Raw genomic sequence first — 23,769 nt, 5'->3', positions numbered from 1 at the left:
GCTCGGCGCCGCCCCCGTCCGTGCCCGGGACCGGGCCGCCGGGAGGCGCCGCGGCGACGCGTCCGCGCCGCACGTGGGTACGCACCGGGACCGGCCGCCCCATCGGAACGGGGCATGGCACCCCCTGCGGCCTTTACGACGTAGATTCATCAGGAGCGGACGGCTCGGGACAGCGGCCGCCGGGCCCCGGTGGCGCGGACAGGACCCCTGCCTCAGCCTGCCTCGGACCGGGGCCCACGGGCGGTGACGCGGATCTTGGACTGGCCGTGCGGCCGTTCCTCCCAGTCCTCCATGAAGCGCGCGTCGAGCCCGTGCTTCTCCGCCAGGGCGATCAGCGTGTCGGTGCGGTAGTAGAAGTCCTCGCGCAGCACCTGGTGCTCCTCGCCCTCGGTCCGGTCGAACGTGAAGTCGAAGAACCCGCCCGGCGCCAGGATCCTCTCCACGTTCGCCAGGGCCTCGTCGATCACCTCGATCGGCGAGTGGGAGAACACGCTGTGCGCGTGCACCACGTCGAAGCGGCCCTCGGGCAGGAACGAGAACGTCAGGTCCCGCGTGATCGTCAGGTGCGGCAGCTTGGACTGGAGCCCCCGCTCCACGAGGACCCCCTTGGCGGCGATGAGGATGTCCGGGGAGATGTCGATCCCGTAGTAGCCCCCCTCGTCCAGGTAGTCGATCAGCCGCCACCCCGCCCGCAGGTTGCCGCAGCCGATGTCCAGCATCCGGTGCCCGGGTTCGAGGCCGTGCTCGACCAGGTAGTCGAACTGCATCCGCCCCAGGGCCAGCCAGCGTTCCTCGTTCCGGCTGCCCACCGCGGCCCTGGGGTCCCTGGCCGCGTCGGAGGCCATCACCGCCCGGTAGTAGTCCACGTGGTCGCGGTGGGCCATCCGCAGTCTCCAGTCCCGGACGGACCGGCGCACATAGGGCACCACCCTTCCGGGGTTGCGCAACGCGTAGCGCACCTTGTGCGCCAGGGACGAACGGTTCGCGTTGAGGGACTCGGCTGTCTTGTTCGGCATCGGCAGAACTCTCGTGTCGAAGGCGCTCCGCGTGCCCGCCGGGTCGCGGGCCAGGGGACCACGAGGCTACTTCTTCCGACCCGGCGGCGGAAGGGAGGCCGGGGCGCCGCGGGCGCGCGCCCGGGAGCCCCCTCAGCCTCCGGAGCGCTCCCGCCGGGCCGCCGCCAGGCGGACGGCGCCCCAGACCGGGAGGAGGACGGCGATCGCCCCCACCACGGCCCCGGTGGCGAACCCGGCCAGGTCCGCGGCGCCCTCCGCGTCGGCGACGCCGGACACCAGGTTCAGCACCGACCACCCGCCCGCGACGAGGGCGACCGTGAGGGAGGCTCCGATGACGAGCACCCCCTTGCGGCCGAAGAAGTAGCGGCGTCCGCCGGGCGCCGGCGGGGAGTCCAACTCCGCGCCGGGCCCCGCGGTGACCGCACCGGGACGCTTGAAGTAGGAGAGGACGGACCAGCGCCCGCACGGCTCCCAGCCCCCGGGCGCCAGCCGGTCCCCGAGGATTTCACGGTCCGCGCGCCCGGAGCCGACCTCCTGGCGGTACTCCCACGTCTGGGGCCGTTCCGCGGACCTCCGGCTGACGAAGCGGCCGAGCCTGTCCACCCGCTCCACCTCCCATCCCTGGGCGCCCATCTCGTTGAGCCGGGCGGGCGCCTCGAAGGCGTCTGCGGTCCACACGAGGGCCTCGTCCTCCGGGTCGGCCCCGGTACCGCCGGAGTCCACCTCGCCGGAGGCGCGGGTCAGCGCCGAGGCGAACTCCTCCACCGGGCCGAACTCCTCCTCGGGGTCCGCACCGCTCTCCGCCGCGTGGGCGGAGAGGTCGTCCAGCAGCGCCCGGGACCGCTCACCGTCCACGCCGTGCTCCCGCAGCCGTGCGGCGAGGGCTCCGAAGTAGTCGCTCATGCAGTCTCTCCGTCCACGAGTACCGAGCGCACCGAGGCGTCGAACTCCATCCAGGCCGCGCCCTGCTCCCGCAGGAAGGCACGTCCACCGTCGGTCAGTGTGTAGTAGCGGCGGCCGGGCCCCTTCGGCGCGGCGCGATACTCCGCGACGACCAGCCCGGCCTCTTCCAACCGGTTGAGCACCGGGTAGAGCGTGCCTCCGCGGATCCTGCCGAACCCGCTCCCGTCCAAGCGCTTGGAGATCTCGTAGCCGTAGCTCTCCCCCTCGGTCAGGGTGGCCAGGACCAGGAGGTCCAGCACCCCCTTGAGCCAGCTCGCGCGGCGGTCCATGCGTGCGTCCTCCTCCGTCGGGAACCGCACGCACCGGTCATCCGGAACCTGCTCCCCCTCGCCTCCGCCACCAGCAGTGGCTCGACTTCACTACCTAGACAGTATCGCCACCTAGTCAGAGTTACAACCTAGGTGGCATCGCTGCACAGATACAGGTCCGGGCACACGAAGGGCCCCGGCCCGCCGACTGCGGCGGACCGGGGCCCGGAACGACGGACGGCCCCGCGAGCGCGATCACGCGCGGGCGGGGCCGTGCCGTCATGGAACAGGGGTGACGCGAACCGGCCGCGAACCGCGAGGCGAAGCCTCGCGCCGGGTCCGGGAAGGCGTCCACGGACACAACGACGGGACGGCCCCGCGCGGCGGCATGAGCCGTCGCACGGGACCGTCCCGTCATCGAGTGGAGGTGGCGGGAATCGAACCCGCGTCCTTCAGCACCGAGCCAGGGCTTCTCCGGGTGCAGTCTGCGCTGTCGTTCTACTCGGCCCCAGCGCTTGCACAGACACATCGCTGACAGGCCCAGCCACGAAAATGTCCCGCTCAGGCCCCGTGGCCTGATCTGAGCGGTAAGTCACCTTGTTGATGCCGAGTCCTGGGCCGATGACATGCTCAGGTCGACAGAGACGCTATCGCTTAGGCAGCGAGAGCGAACTCAGTGCGCTTAGAATTGGCACTTGTGTTTATGCGAATGCAGGATTAACGAGGTCACAAACGCAACCCTCGACCCGCTTCCCCTGGAACGACTACCGAAGTCGAAACCGATCACCCCCTGTGAAATTGTCAAAGCCTCCCGTCAGACGGTCGGCCGACACGCGAGCGTCGAACGCCCGTGCGTCCGTCACTCTACCCTTACAACGGCACGGGGGCCAAGCTGATTCCCGTCCGGGGCCCCGAATCCTCCCGGACGCGGAGAACCCCCGTGAGCGCGGACGCGAGAAGTGGTCGACGCGGCTCACGGGGGGCGGTCGGCAGGGTCCGGCCGACCTCGTGGGAACCGGCAGGATCTCCCCCGAGATGAGGTCCTGCCCCACGTACTGGTCCGCTACCCCCGTGGCGGTCCCAGTCACAGGGGAAGACGCGAGCGGTCCCCCCGGGAGTTGCCCGGGGGGACCGTTCTTTGCCGCTCCTTGGCCTGCGCGGACCCGCCGCCCGCCGGGGACCGCCGGCCGCGACAGGGCGGGGCCTGCGCCCCGCCGGCCGCTACCAGCCGACCTGCTCCTCGCCGCCGGTGAGCTCGGCCCCGTCCAGCGGGACCGTCCCCTCGGCGGGAGAGCCGGAGGCCAGGGTGTTGAGGAAGACGTTCGTGGCGTCCACCGCGTACTGCGACCACGCGGTCATGCTCGGGTCCACCTCGGCCAGGACCGCGAAGGCGATCCCGTCCTTGTAGCCCACGAACCAGTGCAGCGCGGTGCCGTCCTGCTCGGTGCGGGCGGCCTGCCCGTACACCTCTCCCCCGCCGGCGAGCAGTTCGGGCATCCGGTTGACGACGGCGTCGCGCATCCCCGTGCGCACCACCTCGAGGTGGGCCTCGTCCAGGGCCTCGGCCCCGGCCGGGGACGGGCCCTCCTGCCGGACCAGGGTGGGGGCGTGCCAGGTGCCGTCGGCGACGGCGCCCGCCGCGAGCGCCATGCTCAGCGGGCTCACCCGGACGCCGTGCTCGCCGATCATGGCGGAGGCGACGTCCTCGTCGGCGCCGCCGATGGAGACGGCGCCGGAGGACGCGGGGACGGGCAGCTGCCACTCGGCGCCGATGCCCAGCTTCTGCGACGTCTCGGCCAGGGCGTCGGCCCCCACCTCGGAGCCGAGTTCCACGAACCCGACGTTGCAGATGAAGGCCAGGTTGCGGGCCAGGTCCGGTTCCCCGGACAGGAACCCGCTGCTGGGGTTGACGTAGGTCCGTCCGCCGACCTCGGCCGAGAAACCGCACGGCACGACGCCGTCGGGCGTGGTGGCGCCGGACTCCAGCGCCGCCAGGGCCGACACCATCGTGAAGGCTCCCCCGGGCTCGTAGGAGCCGGTGAGGGCCGCGTCGTCGGTGGTGTTGCCGGAGGCGTTGGCGGCTGCCAGGACCTCGCCGCTGGCGGCGTCCACGGCCACCAGGTAGCCGTTGTCGGGCAGGGTCTCCAGGGCCGTCTCCGCGGCGCGCTGCACGCCCGAGTCCAGGGTCGTGTCGATGACCCCGCTGAGCTCCCCCGCCCACGAGTCGAGGACGTCGGTGACCTCTCCGCCGTCGTCCAGGGAGACGACCTGGGTGGTGCCGGAGCCCGCCAGCTCGTGCTGGAAGATGTTCTGGAGGCCGCTCAGCCCGATCGTGTCGCCCGCCTGGTAGGGGCCCGGCACACGGGCGGACACCCGGTGCTCGGACGTGCCGGCGACCTCGCCCAGCAGGAACGGCGCCATCGACGGCGTCAGGTTGATCTCGACCTCCTGCGTGTCGACGCCGGAGATCCTCCCGGCCTCGCTCAGCAGGTTCTCGTCGACGCTGGAGCCGCGCATGAGCACGAGCGGCTGGAACTGCTCGGGCGGGGCGGAGCGCACGCGGTTGAGGAGCGGGTCGGGGTCCTCCTCCAGGAGTTCGGCGAGCTGGGTGACCCCGGCCTCCTTGTCCTCCATCTCGGCGGGGAACACGCCGAACGCGGTCACGCTGTCCGCGGAGACCAGCGGCTCGCCCTCGCGGTCGAGGATCTGCCCGCGCTCCTGGCTCTCGTAGCTGACCGCCAGCCGCTCGTTCTCGCTGAGGTCGGGGTGCAGGACGCTCGACGACCAGCTGATCTTCCAGCCGTCCGCGCCCCACACCAGGGGCATGCGGCCGGTGTAGTTCCATGTCGGGTCGCCGATGCCGAGGTCCGCGTGCACCTCGAACTCGGCGTCGGCCGCGTCGCCGTCACGGGTGATGGGGCCCAGGCCGAAGCGCAGGGACGCCAGGTCGAGCTGTTCGCGCATGTCCGTGAGCGCGCCCGCGACCTCTTCGGGGTCGCCGTCGGTGTACGCCGCGGCCCCCTCGTGGTCCCCGTCCTGCCAGGCGAGCAGGAAGGACCTGACCGCCACCTCCGGACTGGGGTTCGGTGTGCAGGCGGCCAGGGTGGCGGCGAGGATCAGTGCGCTGCCGACGGCCGTGAACCGGCCAAGGGGACGGGGGGACACCGTGTGTGTTCCTTTCGGGCGCCTCATCGGTTGCGGCGGCGGAGCGCGCGTTCCATGTCCCGCTTCGCCTCGCGCTCGGCGATGTCGTGGCGCTTGTCGTACTCACGCTTACCGCGGGCCAGAGCGATCTCGACCTTGGCCCGGCCGTCGCTGAAGTACAGGGAAAGCGGTACCAGCGTGTGACCGGGCTCCCGGGTCTTCCCGATGAGCCGGGAGATCTGCTCGCGGTGCAGGAGTAGCTTACGCGATCGCCGGGCCGCGTGGTTGGTCCAGGTTCCCTGCGAGTACTCCGGGATGTGCACGTTCTCCAGCCACACCTCGCCGTCGTTGATGTGGGCGAAGCCGTCGACGAGGGAGGCCCGGCCCTGCCGGAGCGACTTGACCTCGGTGCCTGTGAGGACCAGACCCGCCTCGTAGGTCTCGTCGATGTGGTAGTCGTGCCGGGCTCGCTTGTTCTGCGCGATGAGCTTGTGCCCGGTTTCCCGTGCCACAGGTCTGTCCCTTCATACGTCCGGGGGGCACGAGGCCCCCCGGTTGTGGTCTTTCCGCCCCTCGGCGGCCGCGTCAGACCTTCAGGTAGCGGCGCAGGGTGAGGAACGAGGTCACGGCGCACAGCAGCACACCGAGGATCATCGACACGCCGATGACGTACATCAGCGCGCCCGTGCCGAGGGCGACGTCGAACTGGAACCACTCCTCGATCCGGGTGAGCAGCGTGAACCGTGTGGCCACGATGAACCCGGAGGCGATCAGACCGCCGGCGAAACCGGCGATCGCGCCCTCGAGGAGGAACGGCAGCTGGATGTAGAAGTTGGACGCGCCGACCAGCCGCATGATGCCGGTCTCCCGGCGGCGGCTGTAGGCGGAGAGCCTGATCGTGTTGCCGATCAGCAGCGCGGCCGCGGCCAGCTGCACGAGGGCGACGACCAGGGCGGCCCACTTGAGGACGTCCAGCAGACCGAAGAACTGCTCCAGCAGGCCCCTGTCGTTGGAGACGCTGTCGACGCCGGGCGACCCCTGGACCGCCGCGCGCACCGTGTCGTAGTGCGACGGGTCGGTGAGCTGCACCCGGTAGTTGTCCGGGATGTCGCCCTCCTGGGCGGCGCCGGCCAGGGCCTCGTTGGAGGCGCCGAGCCGGTCCTGGAAGTCCTGCCAGGCCTGGGCCGGGGTCAGGTACTCGTAGCCGTCGACCTCGTTCATGCCGTCCAGCTTGGCGGCCAGCTCGGTGCGGTCCTCCTCCGTCGCCGCGCCGTTCTCCTCGCAGATGCTGGTCGGCGAGATGTCGGTGCACATGTAGACGGTCAGCGTGATCCGCTCGTCCCAGTAGGTGCGCATCTCGGAGACCTGCTGGTTGACCAGCAGACCGGCACCGAACAGGCTGAGGGAGATGGCCACCGTCGTGATGACGGCGATGGTCATCGTCAGGTTTCGACGCAGGCCGATCCACGTCTCGGAGAGAACGAATTGTGCTCGCATGATCTGTTAAAGGTCCATCCTTCGGGGCTTTGCCGCGCCGGTCCTCGCAGCAAGGAGGTCAGTACGCCTGGCCGTAGACGCCGCGCGTCTGGTCGCGCACTACCAGGCCCTCTTCAAGCTCGATCACGCGCTTGCGCATCGAGTCGACGATGGCGGCGTCGTGTGTCGCCATGACGACGGTGGTGCCCGTGCGGTTGATTCGGTCCAGCACCTTCATGATGCCGATGGAGGTCGCGGGGTCGATGTTTCCGGTGGGCTCGTCGGCCAGCAGGATCTGCGGGCGGTTGACGAAGGCGCGGGCGATGGCCACGCGCTGCTGCTCACCACCGGAGAGCTCGTTGGGCATGCGCCCGGCCTTGCCCTCCAGGCCGACGAGTTCGACGACCTCGGGCACGACCTTGCGGATGAAGCGCCGCGGCTTGCCGATGACCTCCAGGGCGAAGGCGACGTTCTCGAAGACGTTCTTGTTCGGCAGGAGTCGGAAGTCCTGGAAGACGCATCCGATGCGTCGGCGCAGGTGCGGGACCTTCCAGTTGGAAAGCCGCGCGAGGTCCTTGCCGGCGACGTGGACGCGTCCCTTGTCGGGCTTCTCCTCCTTGAGCACCAAGCGGAGAAAGGTCGACTTTCCGGAGCCGGACGGGCCCACCAGGAAGACGAACTCGCCCTTGTCCACGTCGATGGAAACACCGTCGAGCGCGGGACGCTTCTGGGTCGGGTACTGCTTGGTGACGTTCTCGAAGTGGATCACAGGCGCATCACAAGGCTCTCGAAGGTATGGGCGACCTGGCGGAGGATACTCCGCTCGGGTCGTACCGGCCACATGGCCAACCGACAGTGTAGAGGGGGGAGCGGCCCGGATTGTCCAGGTCGCGTCTCGCCCGCAACGTCAGTGCACTCTCGGACAGCAGCCACGAGCATATCGGAGGTGTCAACCGATGATAACGTTCACATATAGCAACTTCGGTAAAACTGCGGAGTCGTACTCATCACCATTGGGCTACGGTGCCCCCGCCGGCCCCGCACGGACACCCGCGGTACCGGTTCCGGGACCGGGCGTGTCCCCGCTGCGGGGCGCGGCCCCGGGGCCTCCCCGGGCGCGGACCGCGGGTGACGCGGTTCGGCCCGGCGGACGCGGGCCCGGAACGGCCCGCGGACCCCGGCCTAGCCGTCCTGGCGCTCGCGGCTGCGCATCCAGCGGATCTCCGCGTCGATGAAGTCGTCGATCTCACCGTCGAGCACCGCCGACGTGTTGCCGGTCTCCATGCCGGTGCGCACGTCCTTGACGCTCTGGTAGGGCTGGAGCACGTAGTTGCGCATCTGGGTCCCCCAGCTGCTCACCGAGTCGCCGCGGATCTCGTCCAGCGCCGCCTGCTCCTCCTCGCGCTTGCGTGCGAGGAGCTTGGACTGGAGCATCGACATGGCGGTCGCCTTGTTCTGCAGCTGCGAGCGCTCGTTCTGGCAGGACACCACGATCCCGGTCGGCAGGTGGGTGATACGCACCGCCGAGTCGGTGGTGTTGACGCCCTGGCCGCCCGGACCGCTGGAGCGGTACACGTCGATGCGCAGCTCGGTCTTCTCGTCGATGTCGATGTGGTCGCTCTTCTCGACCATCGGCACGACGTCGACGCCCGCGAAGGAGGTCTGGCGCCGGTTCTGGTTGTCGAACGGCGAGATGCGCACCAGGCGGTGCGTGCCGTGCTCGCCGCGCAGGGTGCCGTAGGCGAAGGCCGACTTGACCGCGAAGGACGTGGACTTGATGCCCGCCTCCTCGGCGTAGGAGGTCTCGTAGACCTCCGTGGGGTAGCCGTGCCGCTCCGCCCAGCGCAGGTACATGCGCTGGAGCATCTGCGCCCAGTCGGCGGCGTCCACGCCGCCGGCCTGGGAGTTGATGGTGACGATGGCCTCGCTCTCGTCGTGCGGGCCGTTGAGCAGGGTCCGCACCTCCAGCTCGCCGATCTCCTTGCGCAGCTGCTCGAGCTCGCGGTCGGCCTCGTCCTTGGTGTCCGCGTCGTCCTCGATCTCGGCCAGCTCGAAGAGGACGCCGAGGTCGTCGAGCCGCTGGCTGATGCCGTTGACCTTGTTGACCGTGGACTCCAGGACGGAGAGGCGGCGCGTCACCTTCTGCGCGTTGTCCTGGTCGGCCCACAGCTCGGGGTCCGCGGACTGCTCGCGCAGCTCGGCGATCTGGGTGCCCATCGCCTCCAGGTCCAACACTGCGGAGACGCTCGCCAGGGTCGCCGCGAGTTCTTTGATCTTCTCTGCTGGGTCCATGTCTGCCACGGTCCCCAGTGTAGGTCCCCGGGACGCGGCAGGGCCCCGCGCGGCGTCGCGCGGGACCCTCGGGCACTCCGGGACCGGGGCTCCCGCCCCGGGCCGGGTCCGGCTAGTCGACCAGGGAGCGGAAGGACCGCAGGGCCACCGACAGCGTGGCCAGGTCGAACCGCTCGTGCTCCTGGATCTCCGACAGGGTGATGCCGGCGCGCTCCACCGTCTCGCTGTTCTGCGCCAGCCAGGCGGCGATCAGCTCGTCGGCGTCCTCCGACGGCCCGCTCTCCAGGACCCGGCCGGTGAGGTCGGCGTGCGCGGCGTACAGGTCGTCGCGCAGCGCCGAACGCGCCATCGTGGCCCACCTGTCGTCGCGCGGCAGGTCGATGATGCGCTCGCGCCACCAGCTGATGTTGAGCCGGTCGGCCAGGGCGAAGTACAGCTCCGCGACCTTGGCGACCGGTCGGCCGGTGCGGCGCGCGGTCTCCACCAGGTCCAGGGTGGAGTACGCGGGCACCATGGCGGCGACCCGCTCGGCGAGGCCGGAGGACACCCCCATCGCCATGTAGCGGTCGCGGCGCTCGGTGAACGCCTCGCGGTCGCGTCCGCGGAGCATCTCGACCAGGCGCGGCAGCACCTCCCCGACGCCGTCCGCGAAGAAGCCGATCTCGCTGCGGATGTCGAAGGGGAAGGTGCGGTTGCGCAGCAGCCACCGGGCGGAGCGCTCGGCCAGCTTGCGCGTCTCCAGCAGGAGGGACAGCTGGCTGTCCACCGAGATCTCGTGGTCCAGCTCCTCGACCACGCCCCAGAACCTGCGGAGCTGGAGCACCTCCTGGACCACCAGGAACGCGCGGGCGATGTCCGCGGCGCCGGATCCCAGCTCCTCGTTGAGGCGGAACGCGAACGTCACCCCGGAGCGGTTGACGAGCTGGTTGACGACCTGGTTGACGATGATCTCCCGCCTCAGCGGGTGGGAGGCCACGCCCCGGGCGAAGCGCTCCGACCGCAGGGGCGTGGGGAAGTAACCGGTCAGGGTGTCGGCCAGGTACGGGTCCTCGGCCAGGTCGGACGCGGCGATCTGGTCCTTGAGGCTGATCTTGGTGTACGACAGCAGCGTCGCGAACTCAGGCCCGGTCAGGCCCTTGCCCGCGGCACGCCGCTCCGCGAGGGTCTTGTCCGACGGCAGGTCCTCCTGCTTGCGCTTGAGGACCTTGGTGCGCTCCAGGTGCCGCATGTACCTGCCGTGCACGTGCAGCATCTGCCGGTCCTGCTTGCGCGCGGCTCCCAGGACCGTGTTCTGGGCGTAGTTGTTGTCCAGGACCAGGTCGGCGACCTCGTCCGTCATGTCGATGAACAGCTGGTCCCGGTCGCCCTTGCCGAGGCTGCCCGCCCGCACCTCGCGGTCGAGCATGATCTTGATGTTGACCTCGTGGTCGGAGGTGTCCACACCGGCGGAGTTGTCGATGAAGTCGGTGTTGACCCGGCCGCCCTCCCGGGCGAACTCGATGCGGGCGGGCTGGGTCAGGCCCAGGTTGCCGCCCTCGCCGACCACCTTGACGCGCAGTTCCGTGGCGTCGACGCGGACCTGGTCGTTGGCCTTGTCGCCGGCGTCGGCGTGCGTCTGGGTGCTGGCCTTGACGTAGGTGCCGATGCCGCCGTTCCAGAGCAGGTCGACCGGCGAGGTGAGGATGTGCCGGATCAGCTCGTCCGGGGTGAGCGAGTCGACGTCCTCGTCGATGCCCAGGACCTCGCGCACCTGCGGGGTGACCGGCACGGACTTGGCCGTGCGCGGGTGCACTCCGCCGCCCGCGGAGAGCAGGGCGGGGTCGTAGTCCTCCCAGGTGCTCCGCGGCAGGTCGAACAGCCGCTTGCGCTCCGTCCAGGAGGTGTGCGGGTCGGGGTCCGGGTCGAGGAAGACGTGGCGGTGGTCGAACGCGGCCACCAGCTTGGTCTGCTTGCTGAGGAGCATGCCGTTGCCGAACACGTCGCCGGACATGTCGCCGACGCCGACGGCGGTGAACGGCTCCTCCTGCACGTTGACGCCCATCTCGCGGAAGTGGTACTTGACCGACTCCCAGGCGCCGCGCGCGGTGATGCCCATGGCCTTGTGGTCGTAGCCGACCGAGCCGCCCGAGGCGAAGGCGTCGCCGAGCCAGAACCCGCGCTCGGTGGAGATGGCGTTCGCCGTGTCGGAGAAGGTCGCGGTGCCCTTGTCGGCGGCCACGACCAGGTAGGAGTCGTCCCCGTCGTGCAGGACGGTGCGCTCGGGGTGCACCACCCGGCCGTCGACGAGGTTGTCGGTGACGTCGAGCAGGCCGCTGATGAAGTCCTTGTAGCAGGAGACGACCTCGGCCGTGACCTGTTCGCGGGTGCCGTTCTCGGGCAGGCGCTTGCAGACGAACCCGCCCTTGGCCCCGCTGGGGACGATCACGGAGTTCTTCACCATCTGGGCCTTGACCAGGCCGAGGACCTCGGTGCGGAAGTCCTCGAAGCGGTCGGACCAGCGCAGTCCGCCACGCGCGACCGAGCCGAAGCGCAGGTGCACGCCCTCCACCCGGGGGGAGTACACGAACATCTCGAACCGCGGCCGCGGGTGGGGCAGCTCCGGGATCGCCTGCGGGTTGAGCTTGAGCACCAGGTAGGGGCGCCCCTGGTAGTGGTTGGTGCGCAGGGTGGCGCGGATGACCGCCAGGAAGGAGCGCAGGATGCGGTCGTGGTCCAGGCTGGCCACGGCCTCCAGCTCGCCCTCGACCTTGCGGATGATCGCGTCGGCGCGCTCGTCACGGCCCGCGTCGGACTGGTCGGGGTCGAAGCGGGCCTCGAACAGCTCGACCAGCAGGTTGGCGATCCCGACGTTGGCGACGAGGACGTCGGCCAGGTAGTCCGGGGTGAACGTGGACCCGGTCTGGCGCAGGTACTTGGCGTAGGCGCGCAGGACGGTGAGCTGGCGCCAGTCCAGCCCCGCCCGCACGACCAGGGCGTTGAACCGGTCGGACTCGCCGAGGTCGCGCCAGGAGGCGTCGAAGGCCTCCTCGAACAGCGCCTTGAGGCGGTCGGGCCGGAGGTCGGACTCGGGGATGGGGCCGAGGCCGAAGTCGTAGACCCACACCTTGCCGACGCCCTGCACGGAGATGTCGGAGGGCCACTCGTCCACGACCTCGACACCGAGGTCCTCCAGGACGGGCAGGACGCGGGACAGCGAGATGGGCTCGCCGATCCGGTAGAGCCGGAACCGCCAGGCGCGGGGACCGTCCTCCTCCCTCCGGTAGAGGCTGGCGGAGAACGCGCCGTGCCGCTCGTCGGGGTCGGTGCGCCCGATCAGCTCCTCCAGCACGCCGATGTCTCCGGCGGCCGTGGCGGGGCCGTTGTCGACCTTGTAGGCCTCGGTGATGCCGCTGCCGTAGCGCTCCTTGTACGCGGTGGCCCGGACGGGGCCGAAGGCCTCCGTGAGGGCGTCGTCGAAGTCGGCGTCCCAGGAGCGGGCGGCGTTGCGGACCTTCTCCTCGAGGGAGACCTGGTCGATGTCGGCGAGGGTCCGGCCGTGCTCCGCGCGGGCCACCAGGTACAGGCGGGCGAGCGGCGCGGCGCCGATCAGCACGTTGTGGTCCATCGTGGCGCCCTGGAAGGCGTCGGCGAGGACCTTCTGGATGTCGAGGCGCACCCGGGTGCTGTACTGGTCGCGCGGCATGTACACGAAGCAGGACATGTAGCGGCCGCCGTACGGGTCACGGCGCATGAACAGCTTGGTCCCGCGGCGGTCGCGCAGGCGCAGGACGCCGCGGACGATGTTGTACAGCTCGTTCACGGGGATCTGGAGGAGTTCCTCCCGGGGGAAGGTCTCCAGGAGCTCGATGAGGTCGGAGCCGTCGTAGCTGTCGGCCTCGAACCCGGCCAGGGCCAGCACCTCGGCCTGCTTGCGCCGCAGGATCGGGATCTGGGCGATGCTGGTGGTGTTGGCCTGGGAGGTGAACAGCCCCAGGAACCGGCGCTCGCCGACGATGTTGCCCTGGGCGTCGAACTTCTTGACCCCGATGTAGTCCAGGTACTTGGGGCGGTGGACGGTGGCCCGCGAGTTGGCCTTGGTGAGGACCAGGATGTAGGGCTCGCGGGCCTTGCCCCGGATCTCGGGGGGCAGGGCGGCGAAGCTGGTGGAGGCGGGCGAGTCCATGCGCAGGACGCCGAGGCCGGATCCGGGCTCTGGGCGCAGGGAGTCGTCGCCGTTCTCGTCGGTGACCAGGGCGTACTCGCGGTAGCCCATGAAGGTGAAGTGGCGGCTGGCCGTCCAGCGCAGGAAGTCGACGCTCTCGCCGATCTCGCGCGGATCGACCCCTCCGGCCGCGAGTCGGTCGGGGTACGCGGCGAGCTCGTCGGCGATCCGGATGGCCCGGTTGCTCATCTTGGCGGCGTCCTCGTCCACGTAGCGGACGTCGTTGAGGACGCTCTCCACGCGGTCGGTGATCTCCTTGACCCGCTCGGGGTCGGACTGCAGGTCGATCTCGATGTGCATCCAGGACTCGTCGGTGGGGAGCAGGCCCTCCCCTCCGAGCTCCGGGTCCACCCTCACCAGGCGGCCGGCGAGGTCGCGGCCGACGGTCATCTGCGGGTGGATGATCAGCCGTGCGCCCGCGCCGAGCTCGTTGAGCGCCATGGTCACGGACGAGACGAGGAAGGGCGCGTTGTCGGTCACGACCTCGACGACGCTGGTCTGCTGCTCCCAGCCGTCGCGGTCCGCGGCGGGTGTGTACACGCGGACCTTGGCCCGCCCCGGGGCGCGCTCGGTGCCGAAGGCGCGGTGGGCGCCGGCGGGACCGCAGATCTGCTCCGGGGTGCGCCCGGCGATCTCCTCGGGGTCCGTGTGGCGGTAGTAGAGGGGCAGGAAGCGCCGCACCGCGTCGGCCTCCTCGGGACTGAGTCGCGTCCCCGGGGACCACTTGGCGGCCGCCTCGCTGAGCAGCTTCTGGAGGATGACGTCGGATTGCCCGGTCATGTGGCTATCTCACTCCTTTGTGAGCAACGTCGCACGCGCACTGGGAGAACACCCGGTCATATGACCTGTGAACTTCTGTGCATAGGTGTGATTCGACGTGAGGACCTTGGGCCGCAAGGAACCCCACGACCATGGTGTTGGGTTGAGCCTGTGCGCACAGGCGGCGGAGTAGCGAGGCGCGGGACCTCGTTGTTCCGGCCTCGTCCGCTGACCAGGCTACTGCTTTTCGGACGCGAGGGCATGACCAACACCGTTACACGGTGGTTACGTACTGTTAGAACTGGATTGCGGTCGTCGTCGGCGGTACGCACGGGGGCCGTCCTGCCCCTCACGGGAACGAACATGCCGTCACCCGGCGGTCGCCTGGTGGACCGCCGTCATCACGGCCCGCGGGTCGGTCAGGTCGGGCAGCACGATGCGGGCCCCGGCGTCGCGCAGCTGCCCCTCGGTGGTCGACCCGTTGAGGACCGCCACCGGGGTGGCCCCGCCGATCACCGCGGCGCGGACGTCGGGGGCCGAGTCGGTGACGAACACCGTCTCCGCCTCCGTGTACGCCCGACCCCCCTCGCCCGCGGCGTGCAGCCTGATGGACTGGATGAGGCTGGACTTGGGGTAGTTGACCGACCCGTACCCGCCGATGGCCAGGTTCAGGTGGGTGTCCAGGCCGAACGCGACCAGCTTGGCCGTGGCGTTCACCCGGGTGCTGCCGCTGACGACGGTCTGGACCGTGTCGGGCAGGGAGGCGACGGCGGCCAGGGAGGCCGCCGCGCCGGGCATGACCCGGCCCCGGGAGAGGAGTTCGTCGGCGCGGTTGCCGAAGGACTCCTCCAGCGAGGCGAGGAACTCGCCCAGGACCGCCGTGTCGGGTTCGACGTCGACGTAGTTGCGGGCGCAGAACTCGAAGAACATCTCCGAGTCGGTCCGGCCCGCCGACGAGGTCAGGTAGACCAGCGGCTCGCCGGTGACCTTCTCGAAGGCCTCGGCGTAGGCCGCCCTCATCACCTGGCCCGCGTCGAGGAGGGTGAGGTCGATGTTCCATAGCACCAGGCGGCTGATGGCTGACTCCTCGGCGTTCGGGGATGGAGGGACGGGCCCATTTTGCCGTATGGGCGTTTCCCGGCGAAAACCACGCCCGCTCCCGGCCAGGGTGCCAGAGCGGGACCTCCGTCCGAAACCCCGCCGAGCCGCCGGTCTCAGGCGGGCGAACCCCGCCCACGGAGGAGTTTTCACCGCCACCACGGGGTGCCGGCGAAAACCCCTCCGTGGCCGGGGTCCACACGCTCGGGACCGGGGCCCACAACCCCCAGGCCCTGAGCGGGGTGCGTCGCCTCCGGGGCGGGACCAGTTGGGGTGCGGGAGGGCGCGACCGCGCGGCCCCAACCCAAAAGGGCTTCGACAGGGCCGGGGATTCGCGAAAGCGAGGACCTGCGACCTCCACCACGGGGTAGTTGAAAGCCTCCACCCCCACGGCTCCGGAACAGCGGGACCCCCAATACCCCGCGATCCGGCGGAGGAGTTGGCGAAGGCCTACGCCGCACTGGAGGACTCGGGGTGGCCCGGGCTGGACGAGGGTGCCTACACCGGGTGGTCCCAGACCCCGAACGCCGTCCGTACCCGGGCGGCGCCCTCCAGGGAGGTGACCGTCCCGGTGGGACCGACCGGGGCAATGGGCGGCGCCGGGAGGACGACGCGCCCAGGAGGGCGGGACGGACCCGCCCTGCCGGGTGCTCCCGTCACTCCCCGGACACGAGGTGGCGGAGCTCCTGGACGGCGAACCACATGAGCTCGTGGTCGTCGGCGGCTCCGGACCCGGGCTCCGCCGCGGCGGCGGCGACGTCGGCGGACGCGGCGGGGTCGTCGACGTGCGCCGAGGCCAGCTTCTTGTAGGGGACGGCGGCGGTGACCCGCACGCGGACCACCCCGTCGGCCGCGCCGCCCTCCCGCTCGACCACGGCGTCGGGCATGTTCGCGGCCAGCACCACCCGGCGGCGGGGCGCGGCGGGGTCGGCGGCCAGCAGGGCCAGGGACTCCTCCGCGGCGGCGTACATGGCCTCGTACTCGGCCTCCTCGGCGTCGCCCTCCGGGCCGGGGTCGGCCGCGAACGCCGTCAGGGGGGCGCCCTCCAGGCGGCCCTCCTCCAGGAGCGCGGCGAGGGCGGGGACGGTGCTGGGCAGGAAGACGTACATGGGCGCGGCTGCTCTCCTGGATGTGGGCGGGACCCCTCGAGTCTGCCAAGGAACCTGAGGTGGACGCGCCGGGGGGCGCGGCGCCGCCGCCCGGTCAGGCCGCCGCGCGCCCCCGGCGGTCGGCCGCGGGCGGCGCGCCGTCGCCGTCCGGCTCCAGGAAGCGGTCGAGCGCCCGCTGCGTCTGCGCCACGTCGGTGTGCAGGATCCCGGTCATGCCGAGTTCCTCGGCGGTGCGGACGTTGTGCTCCAGGTCGTCGATGAACACGCAGTCCTCGGGCCGGAGCCCCAGGAGGTCACAGGTGTGCAGGTAGATGCGGTGCTCGGGTTTGCGCATGCCCACCTCGCCCGAGATCACCACGGCGTCGAAGGTCGACTCGAAGTGCTCGCGCGGGTAGCCGTTGCCCCACGAGTTGGACAGGAGGGCGGTGCCGGCGCCGCCGAGCCGGGCCCCGCGCAGCGCCTCGTACATGGCGTGCACGGGGTCGAAGTTGGAGAACATGCGGTGGATCAGCCCCTCGGCCACGACCGGGCCGCCGTGGGTGGAGCGCAGCAGCGCCGCGATGGCGCGCTCGAACTCCCGCGTGTCGACCTCGCCCCGTTCCAGGGCGTGCACGGGGTTGGCGTCCGCGAGGCTGCCGTCGAAGTAGGGGCGCATGACCTCGTAGTAGTGCTCCACGTCGATCCGGTCGGCGTGCAGCCAGGCCCGGATCCCCTCCGCGAGGGGCGGGGTGAGCACGCCTCCCCAGTCGGAGATGACCCCTCGCCGGGTGCCGTTGGTCCGGCCGTCCATCCGATCGCCTCCTTGGCCGTCCGTGTGCCGGGACACCGCCCGGCCTCCCGGACGCACGGAGGGCCGGGCGGGGAACGGTTCTTCCCGTTCCCCGCCCGCTTCAACCACTGCGGTGCTCCCCGGGCCACCAGGTCCGGGGCGGGTTCAGAGGGTGAGGCCGGTTCCGGCGTCGACCCCGGCCCCGGGGATGTCCACGGGCAGCTTGCCGGTCGGTTTCACCCGACCCCCGATCACGCGTGCGGCGGCGTTCGCCGACACGTCCACGGCGGAGTAGACGGCCAGGAAGCCCTCCACCTCGGGGAAGGCCTCCAGGTCGTAGGGGCCGCCCTGGGAGACCACGACGACGGGGAGGCCCCGGGCGCGGGCGGACTCGACCATCCCGCGCTGCTCCTGGGAGCCGCGTGCGCCGTTGGTGCCCACGACCACCACGTCGGCGCCGTCGGCCACGACGTTCATCCCGGCCTCGGTGAGCCCTTCGGAGAGGACGTCCGAGCCGACGCCCTGCACGCTCACGGCGGTCCCCTCTGAGAGGGGCAGCAGGTCGCCCTCGTTGCGCACCAGGGTCGCCGAGGCGTCGGCCACCCGTTGGGCGGCCTCCACGTGGGAGGGGTCGTCCACGACCTCGCCCGCGGCGGCCGGGTCGACGGGGCCGGCCTCCAGCACGCCCCGCTTCTCCTTGAGCGCGAGCACCCGCAGCACGGACTCGTCGATGCGCTCCTCGGTCAGGCGGCCCTCCTCGACGGCGGTCCTGATCGCGGCGACGGCGGCGGCCGGGTCCGGCGGCATGAGCAGCTGGTCCACGCCCGCCTCCAGGACGCGGACGGCGATCTCGCCGTCGTCGTGCCTCTGGCGCACGCCCTCCATGTTGAGGGCGTCGGTGGTGACCACGCCGTCGTAGCCGAGCTCGTCGCGGAGGATGCCGTCGATGAGCGCCGGGGAGAGGGTGGCCGGCTCGGGGTCCTCCCCGCCGTCCAGCCGGGGCATGAGGACGTGCGCGGTCATGATCATGTCGACGTCGGCCTCGACGGCGGCCCTGAACGGGGGCAGGTGCTCGGCCTCCCACTGCTCGCGCGGCAGGTCGATGACGGGCAGGCCGCTGTGGCTGTCGACGTCGGTGTCCCCGTGGCCGGGGAAGTGCTTGACGGCAGAGGCCACGCCGTTCTCGGAGTAGGCGTTCGCCTCGGTGACGGCCATCTCCGCGACCAGGTCCGGGTCGGATCCGAACGAGCGGATGCCGATGACCGGGTTGTTCGGGTCGGTGTTGACGTCCGCGTCGGGCGCGTAGTTGAGGTTGACGCCCAGGGCCGACAGCTCGGCGGCGGTGGTGGACGCGCGCAGGGCCGCCAGCTCGGGGTCCCCGGTGGCACCGACCGCCATGGCGTCGGGGAACCGGGTGCCGACGGGCAGCCTGACGACGAGGCCCTGCTCCTGGTCGATGCCGATGAACAGGGGGATGCCCTGCCCCTGTTCGGCGGCGAGCTCCTGCACCCCGGCGGACATGGTCGCGATCTGCTGGGTGTCGGTGAGGTTCGCGTCGAAGTAGATGACCCCGCCGGGGCGGTAGGTCTCGATCATGAGGGCGTTCTCGGCGGCCGAGGTGCCCTGCGCCGTCAGGACGAGGAGCTGGCCGATCTTGTCGTCCAGGTCCATGTCCGCGAGAAGCCGCGGCGCGAGCACCGGTTCGAAGGGCTCCGCGCTGGGCGACGGCTGGGGTTCGTTGTCCTCCGGCGAGGAACCCACCTCCTCTGTGGAACATGCGGTGGCGATCAGGGCTAGTCCCACGCAGGCCGGGGCCAGGGCGTGCGGAACGGGCAGTTTCATGGCGGGCTTCATCTCCGGCGGATCATGGGGGTTCGCCGCCGGAGACTACCCCCTCCCGGCCGGGGCGGGGCCGAGGCTCCACCGCGGGCGGCCGGGGAAGTTCGGCGCGCGGGCCGTTCCGCCCGCGCGCCGGGTGTTCATCCCCACGTGAAGAGGAGGTCTCCCAGGACGACCCCGCCGCTCGCGACGTCGCCGAGGTCGCCGGGCCGCGCGTCCAGGGCGACCACCGGCACCACCGACGGCTTGCCCTGGGCCGCGACGCTCCCCGGCGACCAGCGGACGACCGGTGTGCCCGCCTCGACCGCGTCCCCCTCGGCGGCGAGGAGCGTGAACCCCTCCCCCGCGAGCTGGACCGTGTCGATGCCCAGGTGGACGAGCACGCCCCTGCCCTGGTCGTGGGAGAGCACGACGAAGGCGTGGGGGTGCAGTTTCACCAGGGTCCCGGCGATGGGGGCGACTGCCTCCTGCCGCCCCTCCTGTCCGCCCTCCTGCCCGGGTTCGGGGTGGATGGCGACCCCCGGACCGACCATGGCCTGGGAGAACACCGGGTCGGGCACGGTGGAGAGGGGTAGCGCGGTTCCGGGCACGGGGGAGAGCACGCGGAGCGCGCCGATCACGTCTGACATGGGGTTTCCCTTCCCTCACGGGGAGAGTTAATCCAGGATGTCGCGGATGTCGTCGGTGAGGGCGTCGGCTTCGGGGCCGACCACCACCTGGACGACGTTGCCCGAGACGAGGACCCCGTGGGCGCCGGACGCCCGCAGGGCGATCTCGTTCACGAGGGAGGGGTCGGCCACCTCGGTGCGCAGGCGGGTGATGCAGGCCTCGATGTCCTCGATGTTGCCCGCGCCGCCCAACCCGGCGACGATCGCCGCTGCCTTGTCCGCCATGTGTCCTCCGTGCTGTGCCGTGGGAACGGGGATGTCCCCGGGACCTGAGGCGAGCTTAGGGGTGGCGCAGGCCACACACCAGTGCCCGGGGGCGGGCCGGGGTGTTGGGGCGGCGCCCGGACCGCGGCGCCGCCCCCGCACCGGGAGGGTCAGCCGGTCTGGGTGACCTTGTTGAGGCCCCGCGGGACGTCCGGGTTGTAGCCCAGGCGCCGGGCAAGGCGCTCGGTGAGCAGCTGGGCGGGCACGATGAGGTTCATCGGCGACACCCACTCGGGGACGTCCGGGACGGGCACGGACACGTCGCTGGCGGCGGCGAGGGAGGCCCCGCCCCCGAAGCCGAACACGGGCGCCCCGGCGGAGCGGGCCCGCTCGGCGAGGGCGACCGTGCCCTCCAGGGTCGGCCCGGTGGGGGCGGCGATCAGCAGTGCGGGGGTCCGCGGGTCCACGACCGCGATGGGGCCGTGCAGGAGGTCGGCGTAGGAGAGGCCCATCGCGTGGAGGTAGCAGGCCTCCTTGAGCTTCAGCGCGGACTCCAGCGCCGTGGAGAAGGCCATGCCCCGCCCGGAGATGACCGCTCCCTGCACGGCGACCATCCGCTCGACGATCTCCTCCAGGGCGTCGGCGGGGGCCGCCAGGGTCTCCTCGATGGCGTCGGGCACGCGCGACAGGTCCGCGGGGTCCAGGTCGGCGCCCAGGCCCAGGGCGAGGACCGCGAGAGCGGCCAGCTGGGTGTTGTAGGTCTTGGTGGCGGGCACCGCCACCTCGCTCCCCGCGCGGGTGACCAGGGCGACGTCCGCCTCGGCGGCCAGGGGGGAGTCGGCGCCGTTGGTGACGCCGACGGTGCGTGCGCCGCAGTCGGCGGCCCAGCGCATGGTCTCGACGATCTCCTCGGTCCTCCCGGACTGGGAGATCGCGACGGCCAGGACGTCGGACAGGTCGATCCTGGCGCCGTAGGCGGTGGCGATGGAGGGCGAGCCGAGGGTCGCGAGGCGGCCCGCGTGCGCCTGGAGGAGGTAGCTGCCGTAGACGGCGGCGTTGTCGGAGGAGCCGCGCGCGATGAACAGCACGTGCTTGGTGGTGCGGCCCAGCGCCTCGACCTCGGAGCGCAGCGGCAGCAGCTCCGCGAAGGTCCGGCGCAGCGCCTCGGGCTGCTCGGCGATCTCGGAGCGCATCACGCTCGTCGTGGTGGTGGTCATGCGGAACCTTCCCCTGATGTGACGGGCGGTCCGGGTCTTGCGCCGGGGGCCGCGCTGGACGCTCCGCACCGGGTGGGCCGCGGCCTGCCGCGATACCGGTTCACACCGCTTGCCGTTGGGTGGATTGACACGCGGATGGAGCTATGGTCTAGTCCGGACTATACCAGTCATGTCCGGCTTCGACCGATGTTCGGGCGGGCCTCCCGCGCTAAGGTTCTGACGCCGACCCCACCCGCCTACCGAGAAGGCCGCTCGCCATGTCGATCGACCCCAACAACCCGCTGCCCAAGTACAGCCAACTCCGCGACCTCCTCCTGGACTGGATCACCGCGGCGGGTCTGGGCGTGGACGACATGATCCCCTCCGAACGGGAGCTCAGCGCGACGTACTCGCTGTCGCGGATGACCGTCCGCCAGACCATCGACCTGCTGGTGGCCGAGGGGCGGCTCTACCGGGTCCCCGGCAAGGGGACCTTCATCGCCCGGCCCAAGATCGAGATGTCCCTGGTCCTGGCCTCCTTCAGCGAGGACATGCGCGCACGCGGCTTCGAGCCGGGCGCGCGCGAGCTGATCCGCCAGGTCATCCCGGCCAGCGGGCACACCGCGCGCATGCTCGACATCGCACCGGGAACCCTGGTCCACCACATCGAGCGCATGCGCACCGCCGACGACGAACCCATGGCCGTGGAGCGCTCCAACATCCCCGCCGCCATGGTTCCGGGGCTGGAGGACTTCGACCTCGCCGAGCGCTCCCTCTACGAAGTGCTGGAAAACGAGTTCGACATCCTGTTGGATTCCGGGGAACAGACCATCGAGGCCGGGATCTGCGACTCGGCCGACTCCCGGCTCCTCGGTCTGCCCGCCGGAAGCCCGGTGCTGGTGATGCAGCGCCGCAGCTTCGCCAAGGGACAGTGCGTGGAACTGGCACTGTCCACCTACCGTGCCGACCGCTACCAGCTGCACTCCCGCCTGGACCCGCGCCGGCACGGCGACTGAGCGCCCCGCGCCCGCGGGGCGCGCGTCCGAGGGAGGACCCCCCACCATGAGTTCGGACCAGACCCCCGCACCACCCGCCCCCGCGGGCGGTGCACGGACCCGCAAGACCGGTTCCTCGGCCCTCGCCGTCTTCCAACGGCTCGGCCGCAGCCTGATGATGCCCATCGCGGTGCTGCCCGCCGCCGCCATCCTGCTCCGGCTGGGCCAGCCGGACCTGCTCGGCGCGGACGGCCTGGCCGGGCTCCGGGGCATGGGATGGATGGTCCCCGTCGCCGGGGCCATCGGCACCGCGGGCGACGCGGTGTTCCAGGCCCTGCCCCTCCTCTTCGCCGTGGGCGTCGCGATCGGCTTCGCCAAGCGCGCGGACGGCTCCACCGCCCTGGCCGCGGTCGTCGGCTACCTGGTGTTCGACCGGGTGGCCACGTGGACGATGGTCACCTTCGACGGCCCCACGGGCGACCTGGGGTCGCGACTGGTCACGTACCCGCTCCCGGTCGACCCGGTGACACGGCAACCGCTCACCGACCCCGACGCGGTGGCCGGTGTGGGCGAGATGATCAACCACGCGGTCAAGAACCCCACCGACGTGCTGGGCGGTATCGCCGTCGGCCTGATCGCCGCCGTGCTGTGGCAGCGCTACCACCGGATCCAGCTGCCCACCTGGCTCGGCTTCTTCGGCGGACGCCGCTTCGTCCCCATCGTGACGGCGCTGGCCGGCCTGTTCCTGGGCGTGGCGCTGGGGCTGCTCTGGCCGGTCGTGGGCGGATGGATCCAGAGCCTCGGCGAGAGCATCGTCGGAGCGGGCGCCCTGGGCGCGGGCATCTACGGCGTCGTCAACCGCATCCTGCTGCCGCTGGGCCTGCACCACGTGGTGAACTCGTTCATCTGGTTCGTGTCGGGCACGTACGAGGGCCCCGACGGGATCGTCCAGGGGGAGATCACCCGGTACTTCGCCGGTGACCCCGACGCCGGGGGCCTGCTGTCCGGCTTCTTCCCGGTCCTCATGTTCGGCCTGCCCGGGGCCGCGCTCGCCATGTGGCTGGCCGCGCACCGGGAGCGCCGCGCCCAGATCGGGTCGATCATGATCCCGGCCGCGCTGACCGCCTTCGCGACGGGGATCACCGAACCCGTCGAGTTCGCCTTCATCTTCGTCGCGCCCGCCCTGTTCGTGGTGCACATCGTCCTCACCGGGCTCTCGATGGCGATCCTGAACGCGCTGGACGCCCAACTGGGGTTCGGGTTCTCAGCGGGACTCATCGACATGCTGCTGAACGCGTCCAAGGACAACACGGAGGGCCTGGGGCTGATCCTGCTCCTGGGACTGCTGTACTTCGTGGCGTACTTCGCGATCTTCTACGTGCTGATCACGCGCCTGCGCCTGCCCACGCCGGGGCGTGAGGCGGACCCGGAGGAGAACGCGGCGGCGCCCACCGTGCCGGGTGCGGCCGGGGAGGCCTCCGGCTCCGGCGCGGACGGCCCCTCCCCCGGGAGCGGCGGACGGGGCTGAACGAGTCGCCGTCGGTGAAGTTGCCGGGCGCGTCGGAGAGCTCCGAGCCGCCCTCGTCGAAGTCCTTGTTGCCGCGCGTGGAGTTGACCTGGACATCCGTGGGGCGCAGGTGGTGGATGTCGGTGCCGGGTCCGGTGGAGGTACCGAAGTCGCCGTGGGACTTGGCCCACGGCGCCGTGACGGACTGGTACCCGTATCCGTTCCTGGACGTCACGCGAAACGGATACGCGACCGCGGTGACCAACACACTCCTGGTGGTCGTCC

19 protein-coding genes and 1 other RNA gene are annotated in these 23,769 nt (G+C 71.3%); 3 read left to right on the top strand and 17 right to left on the bottom strand.

The genetic code is table 11. The features are described from left to right. Window positions 1-212: 212 nt before the first annotated feature. From ACWGL3_RS19540 to ACWGL3_RS19460, 17 genes are all read right to left on the bottom strand, one after another. Window positions 213-1,016 (bottom strand): class I SAM-dependent methyltransferase, encoded by an 804-nt coding sequence (locus ACWGL3_RS19540; protein WP_267948335.1) that lies wholly within the window; start codon window positions 1,014-1,016, stop codon window positions 213-215. Window positions 1,017-1,148: 132 nt separating this feature from the next. Further along, the gene (locus ACWGL3_RS19535) at window positions 1,149-1,919 is read right to left on the bottom strand and encodes a DUF2812 domain-containing protein (RefSeq protein WP_267948334.1); all 771 of its coding nucleotides are present in this window, start codon (window positions 1,917-1,919) and stop codon (window positions 1,149-1,151) included. Further along, complete coding sequence (locus ACWGL3_RS19530; RefSeq protein WP_267948333.1) at window positions 1,916-2,248, bottom strand: PadR family transcriptional regulator; 333 nt, start codon at window positions 2,246-2,248, stop codon at window positions 1,916-1,918. The genes ACWGL3_RS19535 and ACWGL3_RS19530 overlap by 4 nt, the downstream gene beginning before the upstream one ends. Window positions 2,249-2,646: 398 nt before the next feature. Then, window positions 2,647-3,018, bottom strand: a transfer-messenger RNA (tmRNA) gene (gene ssrA / locus ACWGL3_RS19525). A 430-nt stretch (window positions 3,019-3,448) separates the two neighbouring features. After that, entirely contained in the window at window positions 3,449-5,392 is a 1,944-nt protein-coding gene (locus ACWGL3_RS19520) for a penicillin-binding transpeptidase domain-containing protein (RefSeq protein ID WP_452461636.1), read from the bottom strand. A 23-nt stretch (window positions 5,393-5,415) separates the two neighbouring features. After that, window positions 5,416-5,883 carry an SsrA-binding protein SmpB gene (gene smpB / locus ACWGL3_RS19515; RefSeq protein ID WP_267948331.1) on the bottom strand — a complete coding sequence of 156 codons (468 nt, stop codon included), beginning with the start codon at window positions 5,881-5,883 and terminating at the stop codon, window positions 5,416-5,418. 73 nt (window positions 5,884-5,956) lie between these two features. Further along, on the bottom strand, window positions 5,957-6,868 hold the full coding sequence (gene ftsX / locus ACWGL3_RS19510) for a permease-like cell division protein FtsX (protein WP_267948330.1): 912 nt from the start codon (window positions 6,866-6,868) through the stop codon (window positions 5,957-5,959). A 58-nt stretch (window positions 6,869-6,926) separates the two neighbouring features. After that, complete coding sequence (gene ftsE / locus ACWGL3_RS19505; RefSeq protein WP_267948329.1) at window positions 6,927-7,616, bottom strand: cell division ATP-binding protein FtsE; 690 nt, start codon at window positions 7,614-7,616, stop codon at window positions 6,927-6,929. A gap of 413 nt (window positions 7,617-8,029) precedes the next feature. Next, complete coding sequence (gene prfB, locus ACWGL3_RS19500) at window positions 8,030-9,148, bottom strand: peptide chain release factor 2 (RefSeq protein ID WP_267948328.1); 1,119 nt, start codon at window positions 9,146-9,148, stop codon at window positions 8,030-8,032. A gap of 103 nt (window positions 9,149-9,251) precedes the next feature. After that, window positions 9,252-14,120, bottom strand: a complete 4,869-nt coding sequence (locus ACWGL3_RS19495) for an NAD-glutamate dehydrogenase (RefSeq protein WP_452461635.1) — start codon at window positions 14,118-14,120, stop codon at window positions 9,252-9,254. Window positions 14,121-14,468: 348 nt separating this feature from the next. Continuing rightward, window positions 14,469-15,164, bottom strand: coding sequence for an HAD family hydrolase (locus ACWGL3_RS19490; RefSeq protein ID WP_267948326.1), 696 nt, complete (start codon window positions 15,162-15,164; stop codon window positions 14,469-14,471). A gap of 689 nt (window positions 15,165-15,853) precedes the next feature. After that, complete coding sequence (locus tag ACWGL3_RS19485; protein ID WP_267948325.1) at window positions 15,854-16,306, bottom strand: DUF6912 family protein; 453 nt, start codon at window positions 16,304-16,306, stop codon at window positions 15,854-15,856. 94 nt (window positions 16,307-16,400) lie between these two features. Then, complete coding sequence (locus tag ACWGL3_RS19480; RefSeq protein WP_267948324.1) at window positions 16,401-17,096, bottom strand: HAD family hydrolase; 696 nt, start codon at window positions 17,094-17,096, stop codon at window positions 16,401-16,403. A 144-nt stretch (window positions 17,097-17,240) separates the two neighbouring features. Then, a complete protein-coding gene (locus tag ACWGL3_RS19475) occupies window positions 17,241-18,917 on the bottom strand; it encodes a glycoside hydrolase family 3 protein (protein ID WP_267948323.1) in 1,677 nt (558 codons plus the stop codon). Between the two features lie 137 nt (window positions 18,918-19,054). Next, a complete protein-coding gene (locus ACWGL3_RS19470) occupies window positions 19,055-19,543 on the bottom strand; it encodes a PTS sugar transporter subunit IIA (protein ID WP_267948322.1) in 489 nt (162 codons plus the stop codon). Between the two features lie 27 nt (window positions 19,544-19,570). Beyond that, a complete protein-coding gene (locus ACWGL3_RS19465; protein WP_267950263.1) occupies window positions 19,571-19,840 on the bottom strand; it encodes a glucose PTS transporter subunit EIIB in 270 nt (89 codons plus the stop codon). 116 nt (window positions 19,841-19,956) lie between these two features. Continuing rightward, a complete protein-coding gene (locus ACWGL3_RS19460; protein ID WP_267950262.1) occupies window positions 19,957-20,979 on the bottom strand; it encodes an SIS domain-containing protein in 1,023 nt (340 codons plus the stop codon). 281 nt (window positions 20,980-21,260) lie between these two features. Between ACWGL3_RS19460 and ACWGL3_RS19455 the strand changes: the two genes are divergently transcribed. The 3 genes from ACWGL3_RS19455 to ACWGL3_RS19445 all read left to right on the top strand — a co-directional run. Next, window positions 21,261-21,998, top strand: coding sequence for a GntR family transcriptional regulator (locus ACWGL3_RS19455; protein ID WP_267948321.1), 738 nt, complete (start codon window positions 21,261-21,263; stop codon window positions 21,996-21,998). Between the two features lie 46 nt (window positions 21,999-22,044). Further along, entirely contained in the window at window positions 22,045-23,505 is a 1,461-nt protein-coding gene (locus tag ACWGL3_RS19450; protein WP_267948320.1) for a PTS transporter subunit EIIC, read from the top strand. A gap of 14 nt (window positions 23,506-23,519) precedes the next feature. Then, on the top strand, window positions 23,520-23,769 hold a 250-nt coding region (locus ACWGL3_RS19445), incomplete at its 3' end, for a Pr6Pr family membrane protein (protein WP_452461634.1).

It is taken from the genome of Nocardiopsis sp. NPDC055824 (assembly GCF_053616335.1).
The sequence above is the reverse complement of the archived record's forward strand: the minus strand, read 5'-3'. Positions and strand labels throughout refer to the sequence as shown.

Coding starts and splice junctions, on each gene's coding strand:
- ACWGL3_RS19540 (WP_267948335.1), bottom strand. CDS start 1,016: ATGCCGAACAAGACAGCCGAGTCCCTCAACGCGAACCGTTCGTCCCTG.
- ACWGL3_RS19535 (WP_267948334.1), bottom strand. CDS start 1,919: ATGAGCGACTACTTCGGAGCCCTCGCCGCACGGCTGCGGGAGCACGGC.
- ACWGL3_RS19530 (WP_267948333.1), bottom strand. CDS start 2,248: ATGGACCGCCGCGCGAGCTGGCTCAAGGGGGTGCTGGACCTCCTGGTC.
- ftsX (WP_267948330.1), bottom strand. CDS start 6,868: ATGCGAGCACAATTCGTTCTCTCCGAGACGTGGATCGGCCTGCGTCGA.
- ACWGL3_RS19495 (WP_452461635.1), bottom strand. CDS start 14,120: ATGACCGGGCAATCCGACGTCATCCTCCAGAAGCTGCTCAGCGAGGCG.
- ACWGL3_RS19485 (WP_267948325.1), bottom strand. CDS start 16,306: ATGTACGTCTTCCTGCCCAGCACCGTCCCCGCCCTCGCCGCGCTCCTG.
- ACWGL3_RS19480 (WP_267948324.1), bottom strand. CDS start 17,096: ATGGACGGCCGGACCAACGGCACCCGGCGAGGGGTCATCTCCGACTGG.
- ACWGL3_RS19475 (WP_267948323.1), bottom strand. CDS start 18,917: ATGAAACTGCCCGTTCCGCACGCCCTGGCCCCGGCCTGCGTGGGACTA.
- ACWGL3_RS19470 (WP_267948322.1), bottom strand. CDS start 19,543: ATGTCAGACGTGATCGGCGCGCTCCGCGTGCTCTCCCCCGTGCCCGGA.
- ACWGL3_RS19460 (WP_267950262.1), bottom strand. CDS start 20,979: ATGCGCTCCGAGATCGCCGAGCAGCCCGAGGCGCTGCGCCGGACCTTC.
- ACWGL3_RS19455 (WP_267948321.1), top strand. CDS start 21,261: ATGTCGATCGACCCCAACAACCCGCTGCCCAAGTACAGCCAACTCCGC.
- ACWGL3_RS19450 (WP_267948320.1), top strand. CDS start 22,045: ATGAGTTCGGACCAGACCCCCGCACCACCCGCCCCCGCGGGCGGTGCA.